The organism is Vibrio bathopelagicus (assembly GCF_014879975.1).
Taxonomy (GTDB): domain Bacteria; phylum Pseudomonadota; class Gammaproteobacteria; order Enterobacterales; family Vibrionaceae; genus Vibrio; species Vibrio bathopelagicus.
On sequence record NZ_CP062500.1, the window covers coordinates 2,349,546 to 2,373,935 of the forward strand.

General features: G+C 42.9%; 16 protein-coding genes and 1 tRNA gene. 4 read left to right on the forward strand and 13 right to left on the reverse strand.

Annotated elements, in window-relative coordinates:
• Nucleotides 1-33 precede the first annotated feature (33 nt).
• From IHV80_RS10370 to IHV80_RS10395, 6 genes are read right to left on the reverse strand one after another with little or no spacing between them, the layout of a single operon-like run.
• Nucleotides 34-3,807 carry a cellulose synthase subunit BcsC-related outer membrane protein gene (locus IHV80_RS10370; protein WP_192888993.1) on the reverse strand — a complete coding sequence of 1,258 codons (3,774 nt, stop codon included), beginning with the start codon at nt 3,805-3,807 and terminating at the stop codon, nt 34-36.
• The gene (bcsZ, locus tag IHV80_RS10375) at nt 3,798-4,907 is read right to left on the reverse strand and encodes a cellulose synthase complex periplasmic endoglucanase BcsZ (RefSeq protein WP_192888994.1); all 1,110 of its coding nucleotides are present in this window, start codon (nt 4,905-4,907) and stop codon (nt 3,798-3,800) included. The genes IHV80_RS10370 and bcsZ overlap by 10 nt, the downstream gene beginning before the upstream one ends.
• A complete protein-coding gene (gene bcsB / locus IHV80_RS10380) occupies nt 4,904-7,198 on the reverse strand; it encodes a cellulose biosynthesis cyclic di-GMP-binding regulatory protein BcsB (RefSeq protein ID WP_192888995.1) in 2,295 nt (764 codons plus the stop codon). Before bcsB ends, bcsZ begins: the two co-directional genes overlap by 4 nt.
• Nucleotides 7,188-9,821 carry a UDP-forming cellulose synthase catalytic subunit gene (bcsA, locus tag IHV80_RS10385; RefSeq protein ID WP_192888996.1) on the reverse strand — a complete coding sequence of 878 codons (2,634 nt, stop codon included), beginning with the start codon at nt 9,819-9,821 and terminating at the stop codon, nt 7,188-7,190. The genes bcsB and bcsA overlap by 11 nt, the downstream gene beginning before the upstream one ends.
• A gap of 3 nt (nt 9,822-9,824) precedes the next feature.
• On the reverse strand, nt 9,825-10,607 hold the full coding sequence (gene bcsQ / locus IHV80_RS10390) for a cellulose biosynthesis protein BcsQ (RefSeq protein ID WP_192888997.1): 783 nt from the start codon (nt 10,605-10,607) through the stop codon (nt 9,825-9,827).
• A complete protein-coding gene (locus tag IHV80_RS10395) occupies nt 10,604-10,801 on the reverse strand; it encodes a hypothetical protein (protein ID WP_192888998.1) in 198 nt (65 codons plus the stop codon). Before IHV80_RS10395 ends, bcsQ begins: the two co-directional genes overlap by 4 nt.
• Before the next feature lie 475 nt (nt 10,802-11,276).
• Here IHV80_RS10395 and bcsE point away from each other — a divergent pair, with 475 nt between their 5' ends.
• The 3 genes from bcsE to bcsG are packed head-to-tail and all read left to right on the forward strand — an operon-like array spanning nt 11,277 to nt 14,661.
• Nucleotides 11,277-12,860 (forward strand): cellulose biosynthesis protein BcsE, encoded by a 1,584-nt coding sequence (gene bcsE, locus IHV80_RS10400; RefSeq protein ID WP_192888999.1) that lies wholly within the window; start codon nt 11,277-11,279, stop codon nt 12,858-12,860.
• The gene (locus IHV80_RS10405; RefSeq protein WP_192889000.1) at nt 12,857-13,033 is read left to right on the forward strand and encodes a hypothetical protein; all 177 of its coding nucleotides are present in this window, start codon (nt 12,857-12,859) and stop codon (nt 13,031-13,033) included. The genes bcsE and IHV80_RS10405 overlap by 4 nt, the downstream gene beginning before the upstream one ends.
• Nucleotides 13,033-14,661, forward strand: coding sequence for a cellulose biosynthesis protein BcsG (gene bcsG / locus IHV80_RS10410; RefSeq protein WP_192889001.1), 1,629 nt, complete (start codon nt 13,033-13,035; stop codon nt 14,659-14,661). Before IHV80_RS10405 ends, bcsG begins: the two co-directional genes overlap by 1 nt.
• 84 nt (nt 14,662-14,745) lie before the next feature.
• Here bcsG and gltS read toward each other — a convergent pair whose 3' ends face one another.
• The 4 genes from gltS to IHV80_RS10430 form a co-directional block, all read right to left on the reverse strand.
• Nucleotides 14,746-15,960 carry a sodium/glutamate symporter gene (gltS, locus tag IHV80_RS10415; protein WP_192889002.1) on the reverse strand — a complete coding sequence of 405 codons (1,215 nt, stop codon included), beginning with the start codon at nt 15,958-15,960 and terminating at the stop codon, nt 14,746-14,748.
• Nucleotides 15,961-16,214: 254 nt separating this feature from the next.
• Nucleotides 16,215-16,305 (reverse strand) — tRNA-Ser (locus tag IHV80_RS10420).
• 180 nt (nt 16,306-16,485) lie between these two features.
• Nucleotides 16,486-16,935 carry an L-alanine exporter AlaE gene (locus IHV80_RS10425; RefSeq protein WP_017105736.1) on the reverse strand — a complete coding sequence of 150 codons (450 nt, stop codon included), beginning with the start codon at nt 16,933-16,935 and terminating at the stop codon, nt 16,486-16,488.
• A 248-nt stretch (nt 16,936-17,183) separates the two neighbouring features.
• Nucleotides 17,184-19,784 carry an ATP-binding protein gene (locus tag IHV80_RS10430; protein WP_451923560.1) on the reverse strand — a complete coding sequence of 867 codons (2,601 nt, stop codon included), beginning with the start codon at nt 19,782-19,784 and terminating at the stop codon, nt 17,184-17,186.
• A 138-nt stretch (nt 19,785-19,922) separates the two neighbouring features.
• Between IHV80_RS10430 and IHV80_RS10435 the strand changes: the two genes are divergently transcribed.
• On the forward strand, nt 19,923-20,492 hold the full coding sequence (locus tag IHV80_RS10435; protein ID WP_102269129.1) for a UPF0149 family protein: 570 nt from the start codon (nt 19,923-19,925) through the stop codon (nt 20,490-20,492).
• Nucleotides 20,493-20,543: 51 nt separating this feature from the next.
• Here the strand turns inward: IHV80_RS10435 and IHV80_RS10440 are convergent.
• From IHV80_RS10440 to nadA, 3 genes are all read right to left on the reverse strand, one after another.
• Nucleotides 20,544-21,748 (reverse strand): IS3 family transposase gene (locus IHV80_RS10440; protein WP_192889004.1). Its coding sequence is split into 2 segments (ribosomal slippage): nt 20,544-21,361 and nt 21,361-21,748, totalling 1,206 coding nucleotides; the frame shifts between segments, so codons are not numbered across the junction.
• A gap of 114 nt (nt 21,749-21,862) precedes the next feature.
• On the reverse strand, nt 21,863-22,894 hold the full coding sequence (locus IHV80_RS10445; protein ID WP_192889005.1) for a potassium channel protein: 1,032 nt from the start codon (nt 22,892-22,894) through the stop codon (nt 21,863-21,865).
• 378 nt (nt 22,895-23,272) lie between these two features.
• Nucleotides 23,273-24,334, reverse strand: coding sequence for a quinolinate synthase NadA (gene nadA, locus IHV80_RS10450; protein WP_102486417.1), 1,062 nt, complete (start codon nt 24,332-24,334; stop codon nt 23,273-23,275).
• Nucleotides 24,335-24,390: the final 56 nt, after the last annotated feature.

Genomic DNA, 24,390 nt, shown 5'->3' on the forward strand with positions numbered 1-24,390 from the left:
CATTAAAGTCACCTTGATCTCTAACCATTGACTCTAATAGAAATCACTATACAAAATCGGTGTCGCAGGAGGGAATTCAATAGGCTGCCAACGATCATTGAATGTATATTTGGCGTAGAGCATAAAATGGTTTGGTGTGTAAAACTCCGAGCGCTGTAAATCCAGTAATGCACCTAAATACCAACGCTTACTCATTCGTTTTTCAACAGCCGCTTGAAAAGAAGAACCAAAGCCCCCACCCGATTCAGACGTACCATTTGGGCTCAGATAAGGTGCATCTTCTTGCGTCCATGAATTGGAAATAGAGCCACTTAATAAATATGACCAAGTGTTGTCGTATCGACCGTAGTAATTGACAGGTAACGAAACCGACAGATAACTTTGCGGGCTGTAATATCCACCATGACCAAGCGAATACTCACCAAGGTTTTTGTCATACCCAAGATAAATCAGGTTTGTTCCGATACTCAAACGCTCGTGATCGTTAGAGATCAACTTGTAATAAGCACCACCAAGAACACCAAGTCGATTGTTATCCTCGACATTTTCACCCGTTAGCGTGTGATATTGAAGGCTGCTCCAAAAACCATAAGGCCCCCCAATATCCCAACTGGTATTAAACTTAACTCCCGTTCTTACAACGCCACCCCAATTAGTTCCTTCTATGTCGGGAGTACCGGAAGGAACTGACATTCCCGCGTAAGAGAGTGTACTGCTTGTTTCTGGACGACGAGAGGCAACTGCCGTCCAGCCGAACTGCCCTAAGTCACCATCAATACTAACACCGCCAACCCAAGTCGTGTGGTCAAAACCTACTGGTGTTGTACCGATATCAGCGCTCCAGTTTTTAGCTTGCCAACCAACACCCAAACCCAAACCTGATGAGCTATCTTGGAACTGTTCGCCTGATGAATTCGATGATTTGTCATAATATTCGAGGTTACCTGAATCGATTGATACATAGTCGGCTCTAAGCAACAAATGACCATCCCACTCCTCAATTGGCAATCTAGCTTCAATCGGTACTTGATTCGATTGATTTTGACCATCACGAGCGCTGTAATCCCAACCAATAAGTATGTGGCCATCACTACGATCATGTAATGTATCTAAATCCGACTTCACATTGCGTGTTAGCCAATAATCATCACTATTATTGTACAACTCTCTCAACGTAGGAGTCGTCGTTTCTGCAGGGCTTTGTTGTTCTGCTTTCTCTATTCGGTCACTGTTCAGTGCTTGATAGGATCTCTCTTCAGCCAATAACCACTGTTCATTTTCCATTGCAATTGCCATACCGTCTCGGTATTCGAGCGCACCCGCATCTGCCTTGCTATCTAGTAATGCGTTGAGTTGATTTGCGTCATCTGCGTGTCCTTGCTGATTAAATACACTCGCCGTAGTCATCAGTTGTGATGCCGTTAACAAGTCAGCCTTTTGCTTTAAGATGGGATGATATTGGTTATAGACCGGAATCTCACCGCTCAAGGCACTAACTCTCAACATCCCTATTTGAGCCTGGGTTTTGTATGGTTCAGGTTCCGACAACGCACGACTATAAAGCTCTAAAGACCGATCTAAGCTTTCATTCTCTAGCATTAAGTAAGCTTCAGCCAAAATACGGCGTGTTCTAAGTTCATCAAATTGTAAAAACTCTGACGCACTAAAATCTTGCGTTTCAAAGCTAGGGGTTAGTCCATCAAACCAAGCGTCAAAATCTTCGAATTTATTCAAACTGACTATCAACCCACCATACGCAAGCTGCTCGTCAGTAGAAATAAGTAAAGACGATTCGATACTTCGGTAAATTCTCTCAGCTTCTGGTACTTCACCAACATCTATCCAAGCACCTGCAATGCGAGATAAGGCTTGAACCTGACCCTGGTACTGTACCTCTAAACCCTTCAACAAATCCGAGACTGCTTTAGGTGATTCTTGGTAACGCGTTTCAAGATCTTGGAGCTTAGAGTCTAACTTTAACCGGGTAAGGGTTCTCTGCATTGAACTGGTCACTTGTTGCTTTGGAACACTTTCCAGTTCAGCTATAGCTCGATCAACTCTAAAGCTCTGTGCAAGATAAAGCGCATAAGCGAACTTCATTTCAGGATCATAGCCCTCTTTTTCCCAATCCTCCATCAACTGATCTGCACGAGGCTTATTTCCCATAGAACGAACAACGCCAGCGATATCCAATCTAAGCCAAGGGGAGCTTGGGTTTAATTGGATAAGCGCTTCGACAGACTCAGCCGTAGTTTTATCATCATTGCTTGCAATCGCGTTTCTTAAGCGATTCAGAATAATCTCAGAATCAATACTGCTGATCTTATCCTCAACAACTTGCTGTTGAGTTGATGAGTAGCGGCTTGCTACTTCTCTAGCTCCAGACAAATCTCCCTGATTTATCTTAACGTCAAGTCGCCCTCGCAATGCGGACCCATTCAACTTTTCGAGAGTTAGAGCCTGTGAGTATGCTTTATCTGCCGACGAATATTTTTCTTCCTCAAGGTAAAGAGCCCCTAGAGCAACAAATGCATACGGTTGTGTGTTATCGAGTGCTATCGCCTTACGGTATAAGCGTTCCGCTTTACCCCTTTCGCCTTTTGCTAACTGGAGATCACCTTGATCTAAATATGCCCAATACTGAGAGGTTTCAACCAACGTTGTCCATTTGGATGAGGAGTCTGGGTTTTTATCCAATTGTTGGGCTTGCTTAAAATACTCTAGTGCTTTTTCTTGTTGTCCCTTTCGCAGATAAACCTTACCCATACCCCCTAAAATTTCAGGATCCTTGGGGCGGGTCGTGAGTGCATAACGCAACTGAACTTCAGCTTGGTTTGTTTTACCTAGTTCGAGGAGCTTTAACCCTTTCAATTTTGCAAGATAAGTGGGATCTTTGCGTAACTCCTGCTCTAGTTTCCAACGTTCCTTCGCCGTTTGATTCGCTTTTTGAATCTCTAAATCTGAAGGATAGTAACTCGCGAGGATTGCGTATTGCTCAGTCACCTGCTTTGAGATAGGTAATTGTTCTAAAGCTCTTAACCAAGAAGTAGCCGCACTCCTTCCAACAACAGGCGCCAACGCTAGTTGTCGATAAGTATCTAAAATCCAACGGTCACCCGGATTTTCTTTGCGTATATGATTGGCTAATGCAAGCTGAAATTGAGGAACTCCTGGGTAATCAATATTGAGACGTTCAAGTCCAATCTTCACTTTACTCCAGTTATCATCTAAGTTGGCTTGCAGTTGCAGGAACTCAAGCTCAAGCGCTGCTGAGGGCATGCCGTTGGGGAAAATAACTTGGTAAGCTTTTATGGCCTCTGTGTAGCGGCCAGATTTAGCCAATAATTTTGCTCGTTGATAATCGCCTCTTTTTTCACCTTGAATGGCCATTATCGAAGACAAAGAGCGGGCTTGTGAGGAATTAGGGGCAATATCTTTTAAGCGCTGGTAGCTTTGTTCTGCCAATTCTGGCTGCTTACGCTTCAAGAACATCGTTGCTTGATAGTAAAGCCCTGATAAGTTCGCTCTTTCAATAGCAAACAACCTCTGTAGAGTACTTTCTACAATATCGTCGCGACCGATAGCATCAGCAAGCTTTAGTTGGTTGACTAGCCATTCCACAGAATCAACCCTAGCAAGTGAAGAAGAAAACTGAACAAGTTGCACAGGTTGATAAACAAGATCGAGCTGAGCCCTGGATAGAGGCGCCGAATTCACGCCTATCGCCTTAGCCGTACCCACAGAAAAAAGACCACTCACCACAATAGCAATGGGTACTAGCCAATAAGAACCAACTCTTACTGACATTGCTTACTCCATGCTGGTTGCAACTCTCCATGTTCGCCAAATCTAAAACGGTTGTTGTGCCAACCAAGGCCAAACAAGCTCAAGACATTGTCATAGTAATGGTTGTTTTTGCCAGTCACTAGTTCATTTTTAGCCCGAATAGCCTGTGCTTCAAGTAATTCGGAATTGTCCATTGAAGCAAGTAATGGTAAAGCGGCGGCTGAAAACCCTGCGCTTCCTTTTTGAGAATACTTGCCAGTTACTGTATCAACCTCGCGTGGTGGTGCTCCCAACCGGTCAACCGCTGAAGCAAATGGCTGCATTCTATTAACTAGTTGTTCTTTATGTTGATTCTGTTCATTGAGCATCCCTGCCCACAAATAAGTGCGAATTGCGTTATAACTCCCAACAGAGCCCGTGACTTTATCTTCGGTAAATTGTTTTTCGTTTAAAGTTACCCAGTCAGGACTAAAACCTTTCGTCAATGTTTGATCAAGCATTAGAGCACTTGATTGGTACATCGAATCCCACGAGTATTGGGGGTAAAGTTGCTTCATACGGTCAATCAACTGTAAAGGGACGTAGCTAGGGTTCAAACGGTAGCCATCATCACCAAGATCAAACCCTTTGGGCGCTGGAAGTAAAATAGTACCAACATCAGTAAGTTGAACTGACTCTTCCCTCAATATACGAGCTGCTAATAAATGCCCTAAAGATTGATAGTAATAGTTATCCCACAAGCGCCCCGCCTCACCCAACGCATAAGCAATCCACAAGTCAGAATCTGATGCCGGGTTTGCATCGAGTATGCCAAATTGACCATCGACTCTCTTTCCCCACAGCCAAGCGGGTAACCTTGCGGTTAAGTCGCCACCCGCTAAATTTGTTTGAGTCCAGTTCAAAACTTGCTCAAACGCTTCTTGGTCATTGGCAACCAACGCAAAAAATAAAGCATAAGACTGACCTTCGGACGTGGTAATTAAGCGCTCATCACTACCATCAATTACTCGCCCACTATCAATATATGTCGATTTAAAACTGTTCCATTGAGACCACTCACACGTAGCAGCCATAAGCTGAGTAGATAGCAATAGCGATATCAATAATATTAACGTTTTCATTGCTCATCCCCCTCCGTGTTCTCTAGACGCTTGGCTGCGATCTGACGCAATACTCTCCACAGCACTATAGTTACAATAACCATCATCAACGCGGCAAAGCAGGCAATAAGAATCGGGTGGCTAGAAAAGTGATACCAAATTAACTGCCAAACAGGCAACTCACCAACGTAGTAGTGAGCTCCTACATTGTAGCTTGCGACTTCATCGTTCCTGAGCGTAATCAGGGAGCCAAACATATGTTGCACTTTACCGGAATCACTTAAAGCACTATCTATTGACGCAAAATCAGATGGGTGTGATGCCATGATCGATACCAAACTACGATTGCTTGTAAATGGTGACTCCATTCCATAAATCGCTGCAAATGACCCATTAGCCTCAACTGAAACATAATCTGTTGCGTCTTGTTTAGCATTCGAAGGGTTCATCCAGTTCATCCCAAGCTGTTGCTCATTTTTACTTGGTAATCGAATTTGACGCTGTCCGGCTTCAATAACAAGATTAAGCTGCTCTGGGTCATAACCAGCCTCTTGAAGCTCGCTAGCAACACCAATGCTTAATATATCTTTGTCTGCCAAAGATTCACTATCCCATTGATCGGTCAACATTACCTGAACACCCGGATAACCAGAGTCACTACCTAATGAACCCATAACATTGAGAAAAGTTTGCAGTGCTTCTATGGGGGCATGCTTCGGTAGAATTACCGCAGTTTCCGACAAATCAGCCATCCGTGTATATGGGAAGCCCGATGTCGCAAATGCACGCATATTAGGCATCTCGATGTAGTGAGGGAAGCCACTAAAATCGATAGTTGAATCACCATCAACGACCGCATACTGCTTACTAGGTTGAGCAACTTGGCATTGTCCATCAGTCACCGAAGCAAAGCCAAATTCAAAGTCGATTTGGTTCTTACTACCCACTTTAAATGCCGGGATTCTTACTCGGTCGCCCGAACTCAAAAAACTATCATCAAGCAGCGGGACTCGAACACGGTTAGAATCACCACCTTGCCCTTCTGTCGTTAAGTTAAATGCTTGAATAAACTGATCATTAATACTCAACGTCAAACGAGATCCCGAGTGATCGTCGGTTGGTGGAGAATAGCGATAGTTTAAGTCCATCGGTATACCACGACTCTGCCAAGTGAAGAGATCCGGCGGCAAACGCAGGCTGACACTAATCGGCGGAGGAGTACGCCCTTCAACTTGGAGCGCACTTTTTTGTTCCACGAGCTCAGATAGAGCCACGGGACGGTCGGTACTCACCCAATTAGGTGAATCATAAGGCACACGCGACTTTATCTGTTTAACTTCATTAATCTTCGCGATTGGCCCAGTTAAGATTTGGTTGCCTAAAGCCAAACCTTGAACTGCTGTATTCAGGTCATCACTATCACGTCCAACGACTAAAAGAAGTTTCACGTAAGGGTTAGTCGGATGAGTAATAACTTGTAAGTAAGGGCCATCGGTGTCGGGAAAGTCTCGTAAGAAATCAGGTTTATTATCATTGGTGATAAACACCACTGCATTACGGTCTGGCAAGGTATCCAAGCTCAAAGGAAATTGTGCTCCACGCCAACTCGCTAATGCACCAAAATACGAACTGAGTACACCAGCAGCTTTGATATCATCAAGGTCGTATTGATCGCCAATAACCACAGGTAAATCTAATTGACTGAAATCACGAACATCAAAAAACGGTGCTGGTAATAAGCTCAAATCACTCTTGACCAAAGTTTTCTGAACGAACATTTCAATTCGACTACTTTGACTTATCTCAGCCCAAATACTCGAATCATTTGGATTTGCACAATCTGTTTTTGTATTGCCAATCAGCTCAAAGCGTATTTGATTATAATTGCTGAAATAACGTGTATCTAATGGCATAGACAGACTCAACTTTTGTCCTTGCTGCCCTTCAACGATAGAAGTCACTCCCATCAGTTCATTATTCAAATACACTTTTACGTGTGAAACCAATGAAAGAAGTGCTGGGGATGGAGTGATATCAAAGTACAAAGTCGCCTTTGAAACGACTTCATCAAGTCGCGAACCGAACCCGACGTAAGCACTTGCCTCACTTCCTTGAATCGCAATCGAGCCTGTATAGCCAAGTTGACTAAATGGAATGACGCGTTTAACTACTGCATCGCTTTCATTATCTCCGTGTAACGCCTCAGCAGATATTTCTGACTGATATTGATTGATATTTTGTGCGGCAACATTGCCCGACAAACACGCGATGGAGAGTGCAGCTAACGCTGTTATTGTTTTATTATTTAGCATGACTTTGGGTCCTGATTGGGACATAGCGTGGTCTTAGTGACCAAATAAATTCGAAACACTTTAAAAATATATCCACACTATCCCTTATAAATTTAGGGCTGTGCTTCAATAAACGTTTATAGCCGTTAAACCCTACCTGAAGTACGGCTCGCATACTCGATAGCGGTTTATCTGACTGATACCCTTGCTGCCATTTCGCCCATGTATCAGCTCGGGCGAATGTACATTGGACATATTGAATTTGTTGCTGGTGAGACAGTTGTTCCAACTGAAGACCAAATATACCTTTAGAAGCATAGGCAACGGTCATTGGGAAAACGAACTCTTGTCCACCACGTTTGAGTACGACTTCTAAACACTGGCCAAGCAAATGCTCACAGGTTCTATCCTCAACACCATCAATCTCTACTCTAATACCACCTAGAGAAAAGTCTTTCATTTCCGCTTGAATTAGGTGTCCTGTATTAAGCTTCACAGCAACCGGCATCGAGACTTCGACTCGATGGTCTTTACGGACTTGTTTTGCCTCAACCGCTACGGCAACCGCAGCGCCCAAGATCAAGAGGTTATATAAAGTCCAAACAAGATTCACAATGACCGTACCGACCTCATCATTCGGCCCCCAACCTAAACGGTAGAAACCCACGCCAGCCCCGAGAATATTCAGTGCAACGAGGACGAGATAAGGCCTAGAGATCACCCAATCGTAGTGAGATTTTTCGACTAAGCCGCCTTTAGCCGTTACGTTAAAAGTACCTTTATGGGGAGCAAACAATGCAACAGTAGTTGGTCTTGCGATATACCAAGCTAGGACTGTCTCGTAAACTTCACCCCAAAAAGAGTAACGATGGTCACCCTGCATTCTCGAATTAGTCATGCTGGCATGCACCATATGTGGTAATACATAGAGAATAATGGCTAACGCCGGAGCGTAAATTACATATGAGTGCAGGATTAAAAAGGCTAGAGGTGCAATTAGAAACACTATCCTTGGGATACCGGACAAGAAATGCATCATCGCGTTTAGATAGCAGAGTCGTTGTGACAGCTTGAGCCCTTTTCCTTTAAGGGGATTATCTACACGGAATATCTGAGCCATACCTCGAGCCCAACGGATACGTTGACCAACGTGTGCAGATAAGGTTTCAGTAGCCAAGCCCGCCGAAATGGGTTGCTTTAAATACGCTGAGCGATAGCCAATACGGTGCATTCTGAGAGAGGTGTGCGCATCTTCTGTCACCGTCTCAACCGCAATACCCCCAACCTCTTCTAACGGTTCACGCCTTAAAACAGCACAAGAACCACAGAAAAAAGTAGCGTCCCATAGGTCGTTGCCATCTTGAATCAAACCATAAAACAAGTTCCCTTCATTCGGCACATTTCGGAAGTTCGATAAGTTGCGCTCAAATGGGTCAGGAGAAAAGAAGTGGTGAGGTGTTTGTATCAACGCAAGCTTGGGATCTTTAAGGAACATTCCCATCGTCAACTGAAAGAAAGCGCGCGTCGGAATATGGTCACAATCGAAGATTGCGACATACTCACCACTAGTACGCTCTAATGCATAATTGATGTTGCCAGCTTTGGCATGTTCATTAGTAGGGCGACGGATATAGTTAACTCCGACACTCTTAGCAAAGTCTCGAAAGCTGTCACGCTTACCATCATCAAGGATATGAATGTTTAATTTATTTTTTGGCCAGTCAACGCCAAGCGACGCATAAACAGTTGCTTTAACAACGTCCAGATCTTCGTTATAAGTTGGAATCATCAAATCGATAGTAGGCCAACTTGAGTGGTCTTTGGGCATAGAAACTGGCTTTCGACTTAAAGGCCAAATATTCTGAAAGTAGCCCAGTAATAGTACGATCCAAGAATAAGTTTCAGCCAACAACAAAATGCTACCAAGAATCAAAGCTATGGGGTCATCCCAATTTAGTGTGGACGAATAACGCCACCACAAGTAACGACACGAGGCCGTAACAGAAAGAATAATGAGCAACATGGTTGGAAAGCGCCCTGGCATACGGCGAACCATCATGGCCAGAGCCCAGAGCAACAATATAAATACAGTTTGAGCCTGATAACCGAAGGGGACGGTAAAGCAGAGCAACGCGATAAAAACGACAAAGAAAAGCAGCGTGTAGTTTAAAAACATCGCTAATTTACTTTCTTTCATTCGCTCGCGTATTTCTGAGCTATTGGTTTGATCCGCTGTTTTCTCTAGCCAAACAACCAATTTAGATATTTGATCAAGTGGTATATAAAAGACCTTTTTGAGCCAAGCAGAGACTTGACTAACAGCTTTAGTCACTTTCTTAGACACTAGAACACAAGGGGTCTGCTTAAAAAAAATAAGCCACAGCGTTTGAATCATAAATCTAACAGGATCAACTAATCTCGGAGCAGCAAAGTTGATATGAGGGTACAAATGTAAAGGCAGCTTCCATGTAGGTATACCCGCAATAACTGGTTTCAAAAAGACAAAACTCAAAGAAAACCAAACCGACAAAATAAACTCACCAGCTCTTGTACCATTGCAATTCCAGGATTGCTCATAAGCAACCTTCTGGGATTTAAATTGATCGGTTATCCAACGCTGGAAAATCAAATTCAGGCTACGCATAAGTTAGCCCTGGGATTGCTTAGCTGAAAATGTTGAAACGCACCAGAAAGCAAAAGACTGAAAATCTTTAGCAGCCTGACTAATCGGGGAAAAATGCTGAACAGTAGTAAGGTTAGCAACACAGTCCAATAAAGCAGTATCACGATGGATCAGTACTGGCACTAATATTCGACCGTACTCTTTTTTCAAAACCAACATAAAATCACGCCCTACTTCAGTTTCTGGTTGATAGTGACTAATAAGAATTCGGAGTTTTCCCATAGCGACTAAGTCATGAAAGAGTGGATGATTTTGAATCCACGATTGAAGTGCGCTATAGCTAAGTGCATCAGCCGTAATTGTAAGAAATACCGCATCTATTGCATCAATAGCGCCGTTGGCCAATAGGTTGTTTAGATCAGAAAACTGCGAATGGAACAATTGCCACTGTTCACCCTGCTCTTCGCTCGCATTTAACGTGGTTTTAACTAATGAGTTCAGGAACTGAGCTCTATTCTGTTCGAATTGATTCTGTTGTTTGGAGGATAACTGACCGAAGGGAAGAAACATCGCGCCCTGTGGGCTCTGATAACCAGCTTCAAATAAGGAAAGATTGTGCAACACTCTTGCTGCCCACCCATCGTGCTCTTCATTAAGGAGGCCGAGATGGAGCCCTAATAAATTCTCAGGTGAAGCATCTATCGCCAGTACCTGCTTATTGATCTTCACTAAAGCTTGAGACAGATTCGCAGTAATAGTCGTAGAACCACAGCCACCGCGCAAGCTAACAAAAACGAGACGTTTCATATCGCTTTCGCTTCTAAACCTGTCTGCTTTTTACCAACCAAATGTTCGGTATCGTTGACTCGCTTTGATTGAAATATTAACCACTTACTTTTCACTTGTGTATAAGACTCATTCTCTGTCATTTCAATATACTGATGTTCAGTTAAGTTATATGAAGCGTAGATCGAATTAATGTCTTTTGCTGGTTCAGCCACTCGATATTTCCAAAATAAAAGCACAAAAACACAGAGGTAAAGACGTTCCTGTCAATTCCTTAAGTCTGTATCCATTACGCTGATAACAATTTGACGCACGAACCTATGCGCAGAATCTTAGTCGGATTTAAAAATGAACAGTGGAACCTTGGTTCGCACTCGTTCCATTTAATAGATGGTGTCTTCTTAGGTATTAAGGAATGAACAACTTAAAGCCAAGTTGTAACTTCCCATCAAATACCTATATTTAAAATCAATAGCATGGAAATATTCATTCATAATGACTATGGCATTCAATGTGATACATAACTATTTGAAAAATTATAATATCTCTATTTTAATTTTCGATCAAACTTGATTAAAATATCTACGTCATTTTATTGTCATTAATTAGTTGCGTAGCTTTAAAGTATAACTCCCTTCGTTATATTCTATTTACCAACCAATGAATAAACCACTGAACTTAAGGAACTTTATGCACTCGATTCATGGATTACCAATGACCACCAGTGAAAGAGAGTATGAATCTGTATACGTCAATTTGTTTACTCATAAGCGACTAGCAATTGATTCCTTATTCAGTTTACTAATAAATAAAGACAACACATCACTTACAATCTTCACAGACAAAGAAACATTCTTGACTGGTATCACTGACGAAGTCATCTCAAAGATCAATAACTTAGCAAACACATCACTAAATCAGATGTATTTTGTTAATACTCATCAGTCAAAAAAAGCAATTAACCCTATTTGGCTATCCAGAGACATTCACAATCTGAATATAAAAGCAGGTTCTACTTATATTTTATTTATTCATGACTCCTTACTCGCTCATTGTAATGACAATGAAATTAATGAGTTTCTACGAAACATCGAAAAGTTGGCCATTAACAAAAACTTAGCAATCAGTTTGTGTATTTACGGGCACCTTGCAACATCCATACTAAAACCTAAACTACTCACGAATAACCGATATATATCTGGGTTAGCGACTATGACACCAATAGACGAGTCAACTTATAATTACCTCGTTGATTTTTGGTCGAACAAACATGGAGTTAAGTCAGATAGCGAATATATTCTAACGAGTTCAAACAACCATCAATTGGAAGCTACTTTGAATCAGAGCCTAAACTCGGCAGGCACTACTGAAGACAGAGCAGACAGCGATCGGATTTATGTAAGTAAAGAAGTTTTAGGTGAGGGAGTTAAGGCGCCCAAAAGCGTGCATTTAGCCAATGACAATCAGACACTATTGAGCATGATCGATAGTCCAAGAGCATCAACCGTAATCTTTAGTTGTGGCGATCAAAGTGAAGTCAGGCAGCTCGCTATCGACTGTTACAGGTTGCGAGCTAAAGCGGGTAATCAGTTAAAAATAGTTATTCGTGAGACCAACCAGTGTCTGCGATATACAGATGAAAAATTTCTACTTCGGGCGGGAGTCAATTTGATCTGTCCAGTTCAAATTCCTCACATGCGCTTTATGACTCAGGTCGAGGCCATACAAGGCCAAGTATCGACTCGAACCTTGCCTAAAAATGTTGAATCACTGCTCAAATATGATCTTAAGTTCGGCAACAAAGGCTATTTACTCAACAAAGAGTTTACCAATTATTGTAGCGATGTTATTGCAATGTCATCACGTTCAAGCATTCGATTTGCACTGATCAAGCTTAATCTATTGCCCGGAATGACCCCTGAGGAATGCTTGCGACTTTGCCATATTCGCCGAGACGGTGATATTGTCACCGCCTGTAATAATGCCCTGTATGTTCTTTTTAGTGCTATCCGTCATAACGATATCAATGTTGCGCTAAACAACATCTTCGAGTTTCCTATTCGCGATCTGTTCCATACGGTTCAAACCTATGATACTCAACATGATATCGAAGCCGAACTACAGAACATCATAGAAGATCAAACTGCAATCTCACCTGAAGTGTCGAAATTAACGACAGAACAAAAAATATTTTCAGATATTTCTCAACCCATTGCTGACATACCTCCCCTATTCGCCATAAAAACAGTCATCGCCTCTAAGGGAAACATATGAACATTAACGATTTTCTGCTTACGGCAAGTATCAGTATCTCTATTGGGGTGCTACTGGGGTACTTTCTGCGCGATGCTATTGAGCTTGGTAAACGCTTTTATCAACGTCATCTCACTCGTTCACGATATTTCGAACAAGATGTCATTATCACTAAAAATAAGAAGCTTAAATAATGAAACCTCATGTTAAGGATTCCATTTTTGCAAACCTAAGTTTAGGTTGGTGGAATATCTATTTTATCGCAAAAGTAGCCCTTTTCGCTCAAGGGACAATTGACTTCCACCCTGTTGAAAACTTCGCTTTATTACTATTTATACTGCTCCCAGTAACAGTGAAACCGATCAACGCATTTCGCCACCTAATAGCCATAGTGATAGCAGCTTGGCTATTACATTATGACTCTTACCTTCCTCCACTGGATAGGCTTTGGGCACAAGCGGGACAATTGGTCCAGTTTGAGATCGGATACCTTATTGAGCTTATGGGTAGATTTGTTTCACCCGAAACTCTCGTTGGCTTATTCACTCTATGCGCGGGTTATTTCATTTTAAGTAAGTTTTTGCGGGTCTCAGTCTTTGTAGTGATAGCCATGCTTTATGTCAGCCTGCCGGGCAATACCGACTCTTCTGATCAAGTTGTTGTTAGTTCAGATTTACCACAAGAGAACGCTCCTGCGGAGCAACGTCCAGAACAACCGAAAATTGCTGAAATAAACGATCAATCCCTCAACAAAATGACAGCCGACTTTTTCGAAAAAGAAGCATCTCGCTCTGTCTCGTTTAGTCAGGACACTAATGCAGATGCACCGTTTGATTTACTGTTCTTAAGTATCTGCTCTGTTGCATGGGACGATATAGAGATTGCTGGATTAGCAAACCATCCATTGTTTAAAGAGTTCGACATCATGTTCGATAACTTCAGTGCTGGCACCTCGTACAGTGGCCCTGCTGTTATTCGACTCTTAAGAGCGAGCTGCGGACAGCAAGAGCACAGCCAACTGTTCGCATCAGCGCCATCAAACCAGTGCTACCTGTTTGATAACTTGAAAAATCTGGGGTTTGAAGAGAATCTGTTAATGAACCATAACGGTGTATTCGACAGCTTCCTTGAACTTATAAAGAAGGATGGGGACTTACAAGCAGACCTCATGTCTCAAGAAGGATTTAAACCTTACCAAAAGTCATTTGATGGCTCATCGATATTCAGAGACAAGCAAGTCCTAGATAACTGGCTACAGCAGAGGCTCAATAGCAGCGACGAAAAAGTAGTCGCACTGTATAATTCAATATCATTGCATGATGGCAATAGAATCATCAATTCAAAATCCAGTACTTCAATGATCAGTTATAAAAAACGTTTGAAGAACCTACTTGATGACCTTTACGATTTTTTCAAGCAACTTGAAGCGTCGAAACGCAATATCGTTGTTGCTCTCGTACCGGAACACGGTGCAGGTATGCGTGGTGATCGAATGCAAATACAAGGTATGAGAGAAATACCCGCCCCTGCAATTGTACATACCCCAGTTGGCATTAAAATTTTTGGAGAAAATATTGAGCGTAATGGTGAAACTGAGCATGTTAAAGCACCTTCAAGCTATCTAGCACTTTCGCAATTGGTTGCCAATATTTTAGAAGAAGATATCTATAGTCGTCGCCAATTCACTCCAGCTAAATTAGCTGAAAACCTGCCAGAAACACCTCTAGTGGCACAAAACTCGGGGTCGACAGTGATGGAGGTAGATGGAAAGTACTACATCACTCTCGATGGCTCTAGTTGGATTGAATACCCAAATAAATAAAAGGTTACCTACGGCCAATCAAAAAATCCCTATCAACAAAGTCGGTAGGGATTTTTACTTTTATGTTGGAAGTAACAAATACACTTACATCCCAACGAAGAAGCTAATCACCAATGCGTTAATCAAATCGACAAAGAAACCACACACTAATGGCACCACGATGAAAGCTTGTGGGCTTGCGCCATAACGATGAGTCACGGCGGTCATGTTGACTATCGCTGTGGCAGTTGAACCCAGCGTGATACCACCGAAGCCCGAACATATCACCACCGAGTCGTAGTTTCTTCCCATCAAGTAATAAACAACAAAGATCGTAAACAACAACGAAAGCAAAATCTGGATACTCATGATCACCGAGATGTAGCCAAACAGCCCATCAAGATCCCAGATGCGTAGCCCCATCAGTGCCATCGTTAAGAACATCCCCAAACAGATGTCAGAGATCATCGCTAATCCTTTTCGGCCTTGAGCGATTTTCTCTTGCGTACGGCGCTTCTTAAACAATGCTCGACCAATATTTCCGATCAAGATACCGGCGATTAAGCAGCTTACGAATAACGGCAGTTTTAAGCCCATCGAATCGATAACTTCGCTTAGACTGTAACCAAGCATCAAGGTCAGGTTTAAAATCAACCATGCCCACAACACGCCGTAATGACTTAACTCAGTACGTGTTTCGCTTTCTTGATATGCACCAACCGTCACGTCTTCTTCATTAGATGGGCTGATTTTGTGTTTATTAAGTAGGTAGTTCGCAATTGGACCACCAATCACACACGCCGCAATCAAGCCAACCGTGTTTGACGCCACACCGAGCTCTAGCGCGTTCGAAATACCAAACTCTTCAACGAACATTGGTGCCCACGCCAACGTTGTTCCTACGCCGCCGATTAAGCTTACAGAGCCTGACAATAAGCCCGCTTTAGGATCCATTCCGAAGCCTGAAGCTACCGCCATCCCGACCACGTTTTGTAACACGATAAAGACAGCAGCAAGAAACAACAGAATGAACAGCGGTCGCCCACCCTTGATCAGCGTTTTAATATCCGCTTGGAGTCCGATGCCAGCAAAAAAGTAGAGGAGCAAAAAATCTCTGACATCTAGGCTAAAGGTGATTTGAATTTCAAACAGATAATAAAGCGCAGCTACCGTAGCCGCACAAACAAAGCCGCCAATAACGGGCTCTGGTAATGAATACTTCCTCAACACTTCAGATCGCTCGATCAAACCTTTACCAATAAACAGTAATGAGATCGCGATAGTAAAGGAGAGCATTGGAGAAACGAGGGTTTCTGTCATGGGGTAATAGATTCCTAATGTTAAGGTTATTCATAATGTTGCTTACCCTTAATAATCTAGATCCAGACCAAAAAATCAAGCGTTTATCGGTGACAAAAACATCTAATATGGATCAATTTGAGTCAGTATAAATAGAGGAAATGACTATCAAGAAATGATTAAAGAAGCTCATACTCGGGATGTATGTGGATGACGTGAAATATAGGGGCTCTAAAACGAGAAAACCCCAGCATTTCTGCTAGGGTTTTGAATAGTGGTGGAAGGATGGGGATTTGAACCCCAGATACGCTATAAACGTATACTCGCTTTCCAGGCGAGCGCCTTAAGCCACTCAGCCATCCTTCCACAAATTGTGTGTTGAGCTTGTCACTCAACGAGGCGCTACTTTATTGATTCTGCTCGCTTTGGTCAAGGGGCATTCTCAAAAAAAGTGCCTTTTTCAGCTTGTTCGATTACAAATTAACTCATTAGATCAAAAACAAACCAAATTTCATTCTATCGTTGTACTTACGCTTGTTGCTTTTCTTAAGCTTGTTGATAGTAGCCCGGAACTCTAAACCATTTACGGCACATATCTAAGAAGTAACCGTACAACACGCCCATACCACATGAGATTACAGCGTTACTGGTTACAGCCGTAACGATCTGGTCGCTTGAAGCCCCAACCGCTAATAAAATACCGGCATACACAGGCGACTGGAACAATACGTAAGCTAAGAGATCAGATATATTCTTCATCAACGAACTTTGTGAAAGCTTTGCACCATTACGCAAGAACCAATCACGAAAAACACCATAAGGCCAAGCGATAGCAATGTTTACCGGAATAGATAACGTTCGAGAAGCAAGGGATTGCTCAAACGTCATACCTGAAATAAACACTTCTACGATCATGCCAGAGATAAAACAGAAAACTACCATAGCAAATGTATCCGCCGCTGCGTTACGAATACAAAATGGACCACGAGACTTCATTGATGCTAAACCCAAAATATATCACTACCTATTGAGTGAATTAGTAACATATAAACAAGGTGCATTCACACCCTACCAGATAATGTCGCCATTAAATCACAAGATTAGCAGTCATACATTCCAAATTAAAAATCAAGTTGTAAATTAACAACCAAAAACCACTTAAAAAGCAGTCGCTTCCACCAAAAAATCTCACCAAGGTCAAAGAATAGACAATTCGTTGTTTAATTTCTGTAATTAAACAACATTCAGGCCATAGGTAGATTTACAGTAATAATATTGATGACATCTTGAGAAGGAGGCTCCCCCAGAGAAACCTGTTCTAGTGCCTTATCAACTTGATAAGTAAGTTCAGCATTGTTCATAGGCTTGACGTGAACACGCAGACTCTCTAATGCAAATTGAATCAACTCTAGATTATTGTCTTCGAGCGCCACGTAAAGCGTGACTAGGAGTTCTTCTGTATTGTCTTTGTTTCGTAGATCAGGTTTAGGCAGCGAACGACTTTGGCTTTTCTCTCCATGAAGATGTGCTTTGGGAGTGTTGCCGCTATGCCTGTCGAATCCGTGTTTTGCTATTCCTTGTCTTGTTATTCCATGACTTTCTCTTTCATGAGTAGCTTGATCATGGTTGTTGTCGTGATTAGCACTGTCACTTTGTTCATTATCGGCCTCTTCCTCGTGGAACTGGTAAAGCTTGTTTGAATAACGGAATAAGGCGTCATCAAGCTCTCGCTCATCGATTGGTTTTGCAATAATGTAATCCACACCGGCGCCGAGCATACGTTCACGAGTCTCTTTGAAGACATCAGCAGTACAACCAAATATCAAGACTGATGAAACATCGCCAATTAGAGCGCGAATCGCAGTTGTTGATTCCACACCGTCCATTACTGGCATGTGGTTATCCATCAACACCAAATCAAAGTGCTCAGCAACGACGGCTTGTATGGCAAGCTCACCGTTTTCTACACTTTTACACGTGAACCCTTTGCTGCTCATGAAGGTTTCAATGATGACGGTATTGGTTCGATTATCTTCTACAATCAACACTTTCAAGCCAGAATAATCCAACTTTTTATGTGGCAAGCTCTCAATCTCTCCAGGCTGACAAGGTTGAATCTTTAACCGGACATCAAAGCTCGTGCCTATCCCTTCTTCACTGGTGACCGTAATACCACCATCCATGAGTTGGGCGATTTTCTTCACAATCGCCAGGCCAAGGCCAGTACCGCCAAAGCGTCTTGTGGTCGATGACTCTGCTTGTTCAAAAGGCTTGAAAATACGCTTTTGAGCTTCTTTAGAGATACCAATCCCAGTATCACGAACTCGGATACTGAGGTAGGTGTCGCTCCCTTCTATAACTTCTTTCAGGTACACCTCAACAAAGCCTCTGGAAGTGAACTTCACGGCGTTGTTCAGTAGATTAAATAAGATTTGGCGCAGGCGAGCTTTATCCGAGAAGTACCAACGGCCAGAAGGCACCTCAGAGTACACTTTGAATTGGAGTCCTTTCTCGGATGACAATGTGTAGTAAACGCTGTTAATACTGCCAATGATCGAATCGAGCGGGAATCGGGTCTCATCGAGATCTAACCTGCCCTGCTCGATCTTTGAAAAGTCCAAGATCTCGTTGAGCAAAGTCATCATATGATCGCCCGAGTCGTACAAGCTCTTAAGATGCTTCTCTTGTTCAGAATTTAGAGGCGTTTTAAGCAGGATCTGAGCGGTACCCAACACCCCATTCATTGGCGTGCGTATTTCATGTGACAGGGTCGCGAGGAAAGCGGTTTTAGCATTGGTTGATGCTTGGGCTTTGACCTTTTCCGCTTCGAGGTAAATGGTCTTTTCGTTGAAGGTTTTAATCAAGTGGCCGATTTCATCATCACTCGAGTAATCAACATCGATGATCTCACCGGCTTTAGAACCATCGACTTTGGCGGCAATGGTTGTAATCGGGCTAATCAAATAACGGTTCAATAAGTAATAACCGGCCATTACACACAGTAATAATAGCGGCACAATACCGCCTTCAATACTCATCACCTGGCGAAAGACTTCATCTGCCACACGTGACTTTGAGTTAACCACGTCTACTTGCCAACCGAACTCGCCAAATTGGCTGCTGCTGATATAAATTCCTTCAACGAGATTGAAGTTATGAGACACCAAGACTTGGTTGAGTTTATCTCTCAGCGTAATACCGAGGTTGTACTCTTCTGCGTGGTTTTTAATGAAACCCAATAACTCTTCAAGAGAGAGATCGACCGTCGCAACCCCGGCAAAGGTTCCATCGTAATAATATGGAGAAGAAGCCGTAATCATTCGAACGTGTGTGTATGGGTCGATATACACATCACTCCATGAGATGGTTCCTTGTGGCTCGTCGACAACAGACGTGTACCAATACTCTTCATGGTAAGGGGCGTTTTTAGGGTTGTTGTAAGAAAACAGTTGGTCAATAGTGCCATCGTCAGCTTTGTTGAAGAAATAACTGTTAAGCAGCTTCTTAGAATCCAACACGTAAGGTTCTGGCCAAATGCCCGCACTGACAATCGTGTCATCGCTCGCCGCCAACATCGACTTAAATAGCGGAATGACATCTTCACCATTACGATGTGCCTGAGCAAAACCAACTAAACTATCAACAAAGCCTTGAGAGCTACTGAGCGGCTCTGTAATCAATGCGGATAACAACTCCGTACGCAAGTCGAGGTTTTGTTGTAATTTGGCACGCACAGGGGATTCTACGACGTAATACGTCACACTGCCGACAATGGCAATAAACATTGCAAGGTATAATCCAAGCGCTACCATGCTTTTTTTCTTAAGAGATGACCGTATCTGCATAATTTTTTTGTTGTTTTCTTTTCTGTTAAACCTAGTGTTTATCACCAACGACATCAAGCCTTTTTAGATTGAAGCTTGATTGGCACAAGTTCATTGGTACTATAAGCGCAAATATGTTCCCTTTTACGGTACCTCACTTTGACCTTACAAGATATTCTTGCGCTTCCAGAGTTGGAAGGAAAGCTAATCACAGAACACAAAACCATGGGATTTGTCACTGCAATGGCAGCGGCGCCTAATGTGTTAACACCGCATGAGTGGCTACCGTTCCTTTGGGGTGGCGAAGAAGTTGCTCCATTTACGGACGGTGAACAACTTGAAAGCTACATTGAAGTTATCATCACGCTTTGGAATAAAACACGTCCTGAGCTAATCGAAGGTACGTGGGTTTGGCCTGAAGCTTGCCAATTGGATGATGCAGAAGTGGTGAACACCGCTGCTCGTGATTTCTGTGAAGGCTTGCTTCAAGGCTGGCAGATCGCCCGCGATGACTGGGAAACACTGATGCCTGAAGACAGCGAAGACAACGCACTAGTCGGTGGTGTATTACTTTCTCTAAGTATGCTTTACGATCCAGAAACGTCAATCGCGACTCTTGCAGAACAAGGCATTGAAGGCCTAGAGCAATTTGAAGAGATCTTTAACGCGGTCCCTGTAATGCTTTGTGGATTAACACAGCGTGGCATCGCATTGGCAGAAGCTCAGTAAGTTCTGACTCAATCGAATGACCCGTCCTGATATGGGTTGACACTTGATTGACTAAAACGCTCGATGTACTTCATCGGGCGTTTTGTATTTTAGAGCTGTGTGAGGCCTATATTCATTATAGATTTTTACTGATTCAGCGACCATTTTCTTTGCTTCATCTAAATCATTAGGCTTATTCAACAGATACTCCATCTTCAGTATTCCGTTGATCCTCTCTGCCAACGCATTCTGATAACAGTCATAGCCATCAGTCATTGAGCAAGATACATCATACTGTCGATGCAACTCTTGGTATTCAACAGAGCAGTACTGAACACCTCGATCTGAGTGATGGACAAGCTCACCTGTATTCTTCCGCTCTTTCAACGCGTTTAAAAAGGCCTGCTTGACCGTGCGAGCTTTCATATCATCACTTATGTGATAGCCCACGATTTTTCTTGAGTAAGCGTCCGTCACTAAACTGAGATAAGTACTACCACGCCGCGTTGTTAGATAAGTAACATCGGCAACCCATAATTGCTCTGGTCCTTCCGGTATTAAGCCTTCTTTGATTCGATTTGGATGGCAGTAAAAGCGATGATTACTGTTTGTGGTTCGATGGTAAGCCCTTCGATTCTGTACTAATAATCGATTCATTCTCAGCAGAGAGAATAAGCGGTCTCGCCCGATTTCAATATCGTTTTGAGCAAGTAAATACTTGATCTTACGAGTCCCTATACGAGGGTGCATCATCCTTTGCTCCTTCACAAAACCGAGTACGGATTCATCTTTCTTTGTCTGATGAATTTCTGCAACACAGCGCTTGTAGAAAGCTTGTCGTGTAATACCTATGAAGTGACAAGCTTTAGTGACGGTCAACTTTCTGACCGTTTTTTCCTTAATAACTCGGCCTTGCGCTTCTTTGAAATTCGGACTCCGAAATCTCGATCCATGACTTTTACAACCGCTTCAAAGAACTGAGCTTTGAGCTGAGTTTCTTCTAATTGCTGCTCGAGTTCTTTGATTCGTTGCTCTGGGGTTTGAGTTGAGGAAGAGTTTGACATAGTCGCTCCTAACGCTCTCGATTGTTCTATTCCTTTAGACCAATCTAGTTGACCATGTTTGCGAAGCCAAACTAAAACGGTAGAGCGACCTTGGATCCCATAACGTTCTTGAGCTTGCTTATAAGTCATTTCGCCTTTTTCAACTTGGCTTACGACTGCCAATTTAAAGGCAAGAGAATAATCTCGTTGAGTACGTCTACTTGTTGTTTTCATGACACTCTCCAATTTCATGTTGGAAATGTGTCAACCATATTTAGGACGGTACAGAACGATAACAAAAAGGCCTCACGATGAGGCCTTTTTTAGATCTAAAGGAATGGTATTAGTTTAAAAGCCTTTCCAATCAAAGTGGTCGATTCGTTCATCAGCAATATAAAACAACTTAGTCCCACTGCTGACAACTTGATCAAGTTCTGGGTTAAGTTCAATACCACTACCCGTATCAATCGCGATCAGCGTTGCTTGATATTTTTCTTTAAACACTGAGAAAATTGGCGCAACGGTGACAGGCTCAGCATCTTCAGGGAAGTACGTTGAATACTGTGTCATGCCTCTTGTGGAGCTCAATAGCTCTTGGTGAAGCGCACTAGAACCAGGATCGACAGCAGCTTTAGCCAGCATTTCCGCACCAACAGCAGGAATACATTCTGAGTTAGGACAATGCTTGTGTAGCAGGTCACTCAACGCTTCATCTTTAAAGTAAACCAAAAGGTGGGCCTTAGGGTTTCGGTTGGCACAGTAAAGCGCCGCAGATAAAGTAATGTCATCTTCAGGGTTGTCAATCAGAATACAACTGGCTGACTCGATGCCTGTTTTCTCCATCTCCTTGCCATCCGTGTAGCTATTCACTTTAACGAAGTTGATTTCACCAGGTAGCGGGTTCTCGATATCAGAACGAGTACATAACACGATTGGTCTCTTGCCCGTTTCTTCATGCTGCAACATACGAATGAGATGAATGGTTCTTTGCTCATTCCATCCAAGCATCAAAATGTGGTTGTCCACTCTAACTCTCCTTTTTCCTAGCAAGCCTGCTCGCCAATATTCAACACCTTCGGTTGCAACCTTACCGAGCAAAGCTGCGAAAAGGCTCAGTCCACCTGGAATAACAAATAGGATTACAATCCATCGACCTGCATCCGTTGTCGGTGAAAGGTCTCCGTAACCAACTGTTGACGCTGTCACGACCAGATAATAGGCAAATGTTGTGATTGAGTTGGTTAAATCCGTTTCACCAGCGACGTACAGCATCGACCACGATAAAAATATGTAGCCTAGAAAGGTGAATAGTAAATTTTTGCCATTCAAAACAAATATATTCGCTTTGATCCAGCGTTTGAGTTGTAACCAGATTATCATTCGAGCCTCTAATCCTTTTCTGTTAGGGCGTGTTAACCTTTCGCGGTTAAATTTCGTTCGGATGGGGACGCCTAGTCATTCTAAGCAAATCTCCCTCAACAAAGAATAAAACGCTTTTTGCGGGGGCGCCCAGCTCGAACCCTTCGGGCAGCGTTTGCTGCAAAAATCAGCTCGAAAGATCAACACGCCCTAGTTACATGCTAGAAAAAATACGCGATATCAACAAGATATATCATCAGAAAAAGATACATAAGAACAACATTGATATCGATAGCTAATATTCAGATATAAAAAAACCAGCACTCGCTGGTTTTTCTCTTGATGGTAAAAGCAAAACAGTGATTAAGCTGAACTGCTTATATCATCACGACAACTAAATTAAGCGTTGCCTTTAACCTGTAGGTTAAGCTGTTCAGCAAAATCTAGCATGCGGTTCAATGGGATAAGAGACTTAACACGTAGTTCGTCAGAAACGAAAATTTCGTGTTGCTTACCACCATGCTCAAGTGCGTTTTCAATCGCTTCAAGGCCGTTCATTGCCATCCAGGGACAGTGTGCACAACTACGACAAGTTGCACCTGCACCCGCTGTCGGTGCTTCAATCAATTCTTTTTCAGGAACCAATTGTTGCATCTTGAAGAAGATACCTTTGTCAGTCGCGACAATCATCTGTGGATGAGGCAGCTCTTTTGCTTTCTTAATCAGTTGGCTCGTTGAGCCTACAGCATCAGCCAGTTCAACAACGCTTGCTGGTGATTCTGGGTGAACCAAAATAGCCGCTTCTGGGTAGACCGATTTCATTTTCTTCAAAGCATCAGCTGAGAATTCATCATGAACGATACACTCACCTTGCCAAAGCAACATGTCAGCGCCAGTTTGATTTGCGATGTAAGAACCTAAGTGACGGTCTGGGCCCCAAATAATGGGTTTGCCTTCAGCGTCTAGGCTTTCGACGATTTCTAAAGCGATGCTCGACGTAACCACCCAGTCTGCACGAGCTTTAACAGCTGCAGAGGTGTTCGCGTATACAACCACGGTGTGGTCAGGGTGAGCATCACAAAATTCTGTAAATTTGTCGGCAGGACAGCCAAGATCAAGTGAACATTCAGCTTCAAGCGTTGGCATTAGAATGCGTTTTTCAGGAGTAAGAATCTTCGCAGACTCACCCATGAAACGAACACCAGCGATGATCAAAGTACTTGCTGAATGACGGTTACCGAACTTAGCCATTTCTAAAGAATCGCCAACGAAACCACCAGTTTCTTCAGCCAGAGCCTGAATTTCAGGATCCGTGTAGTAGTGTGCAATTAGAACTGCATCTTTTTCTTGAAGTAGTTTTTTGATGTTCGCGATGTGGGCCTGTTTCTGAACGTCGCTCAATGGAACTGGCTTAGGCGGAAACGGGTAAACTGTATCGATTTTATCTAGTATATGACTCATTGCTCTTGCTCTACGCAACTTCTTCCGAGGATTAGAGTATTCTACACAGGACAGCG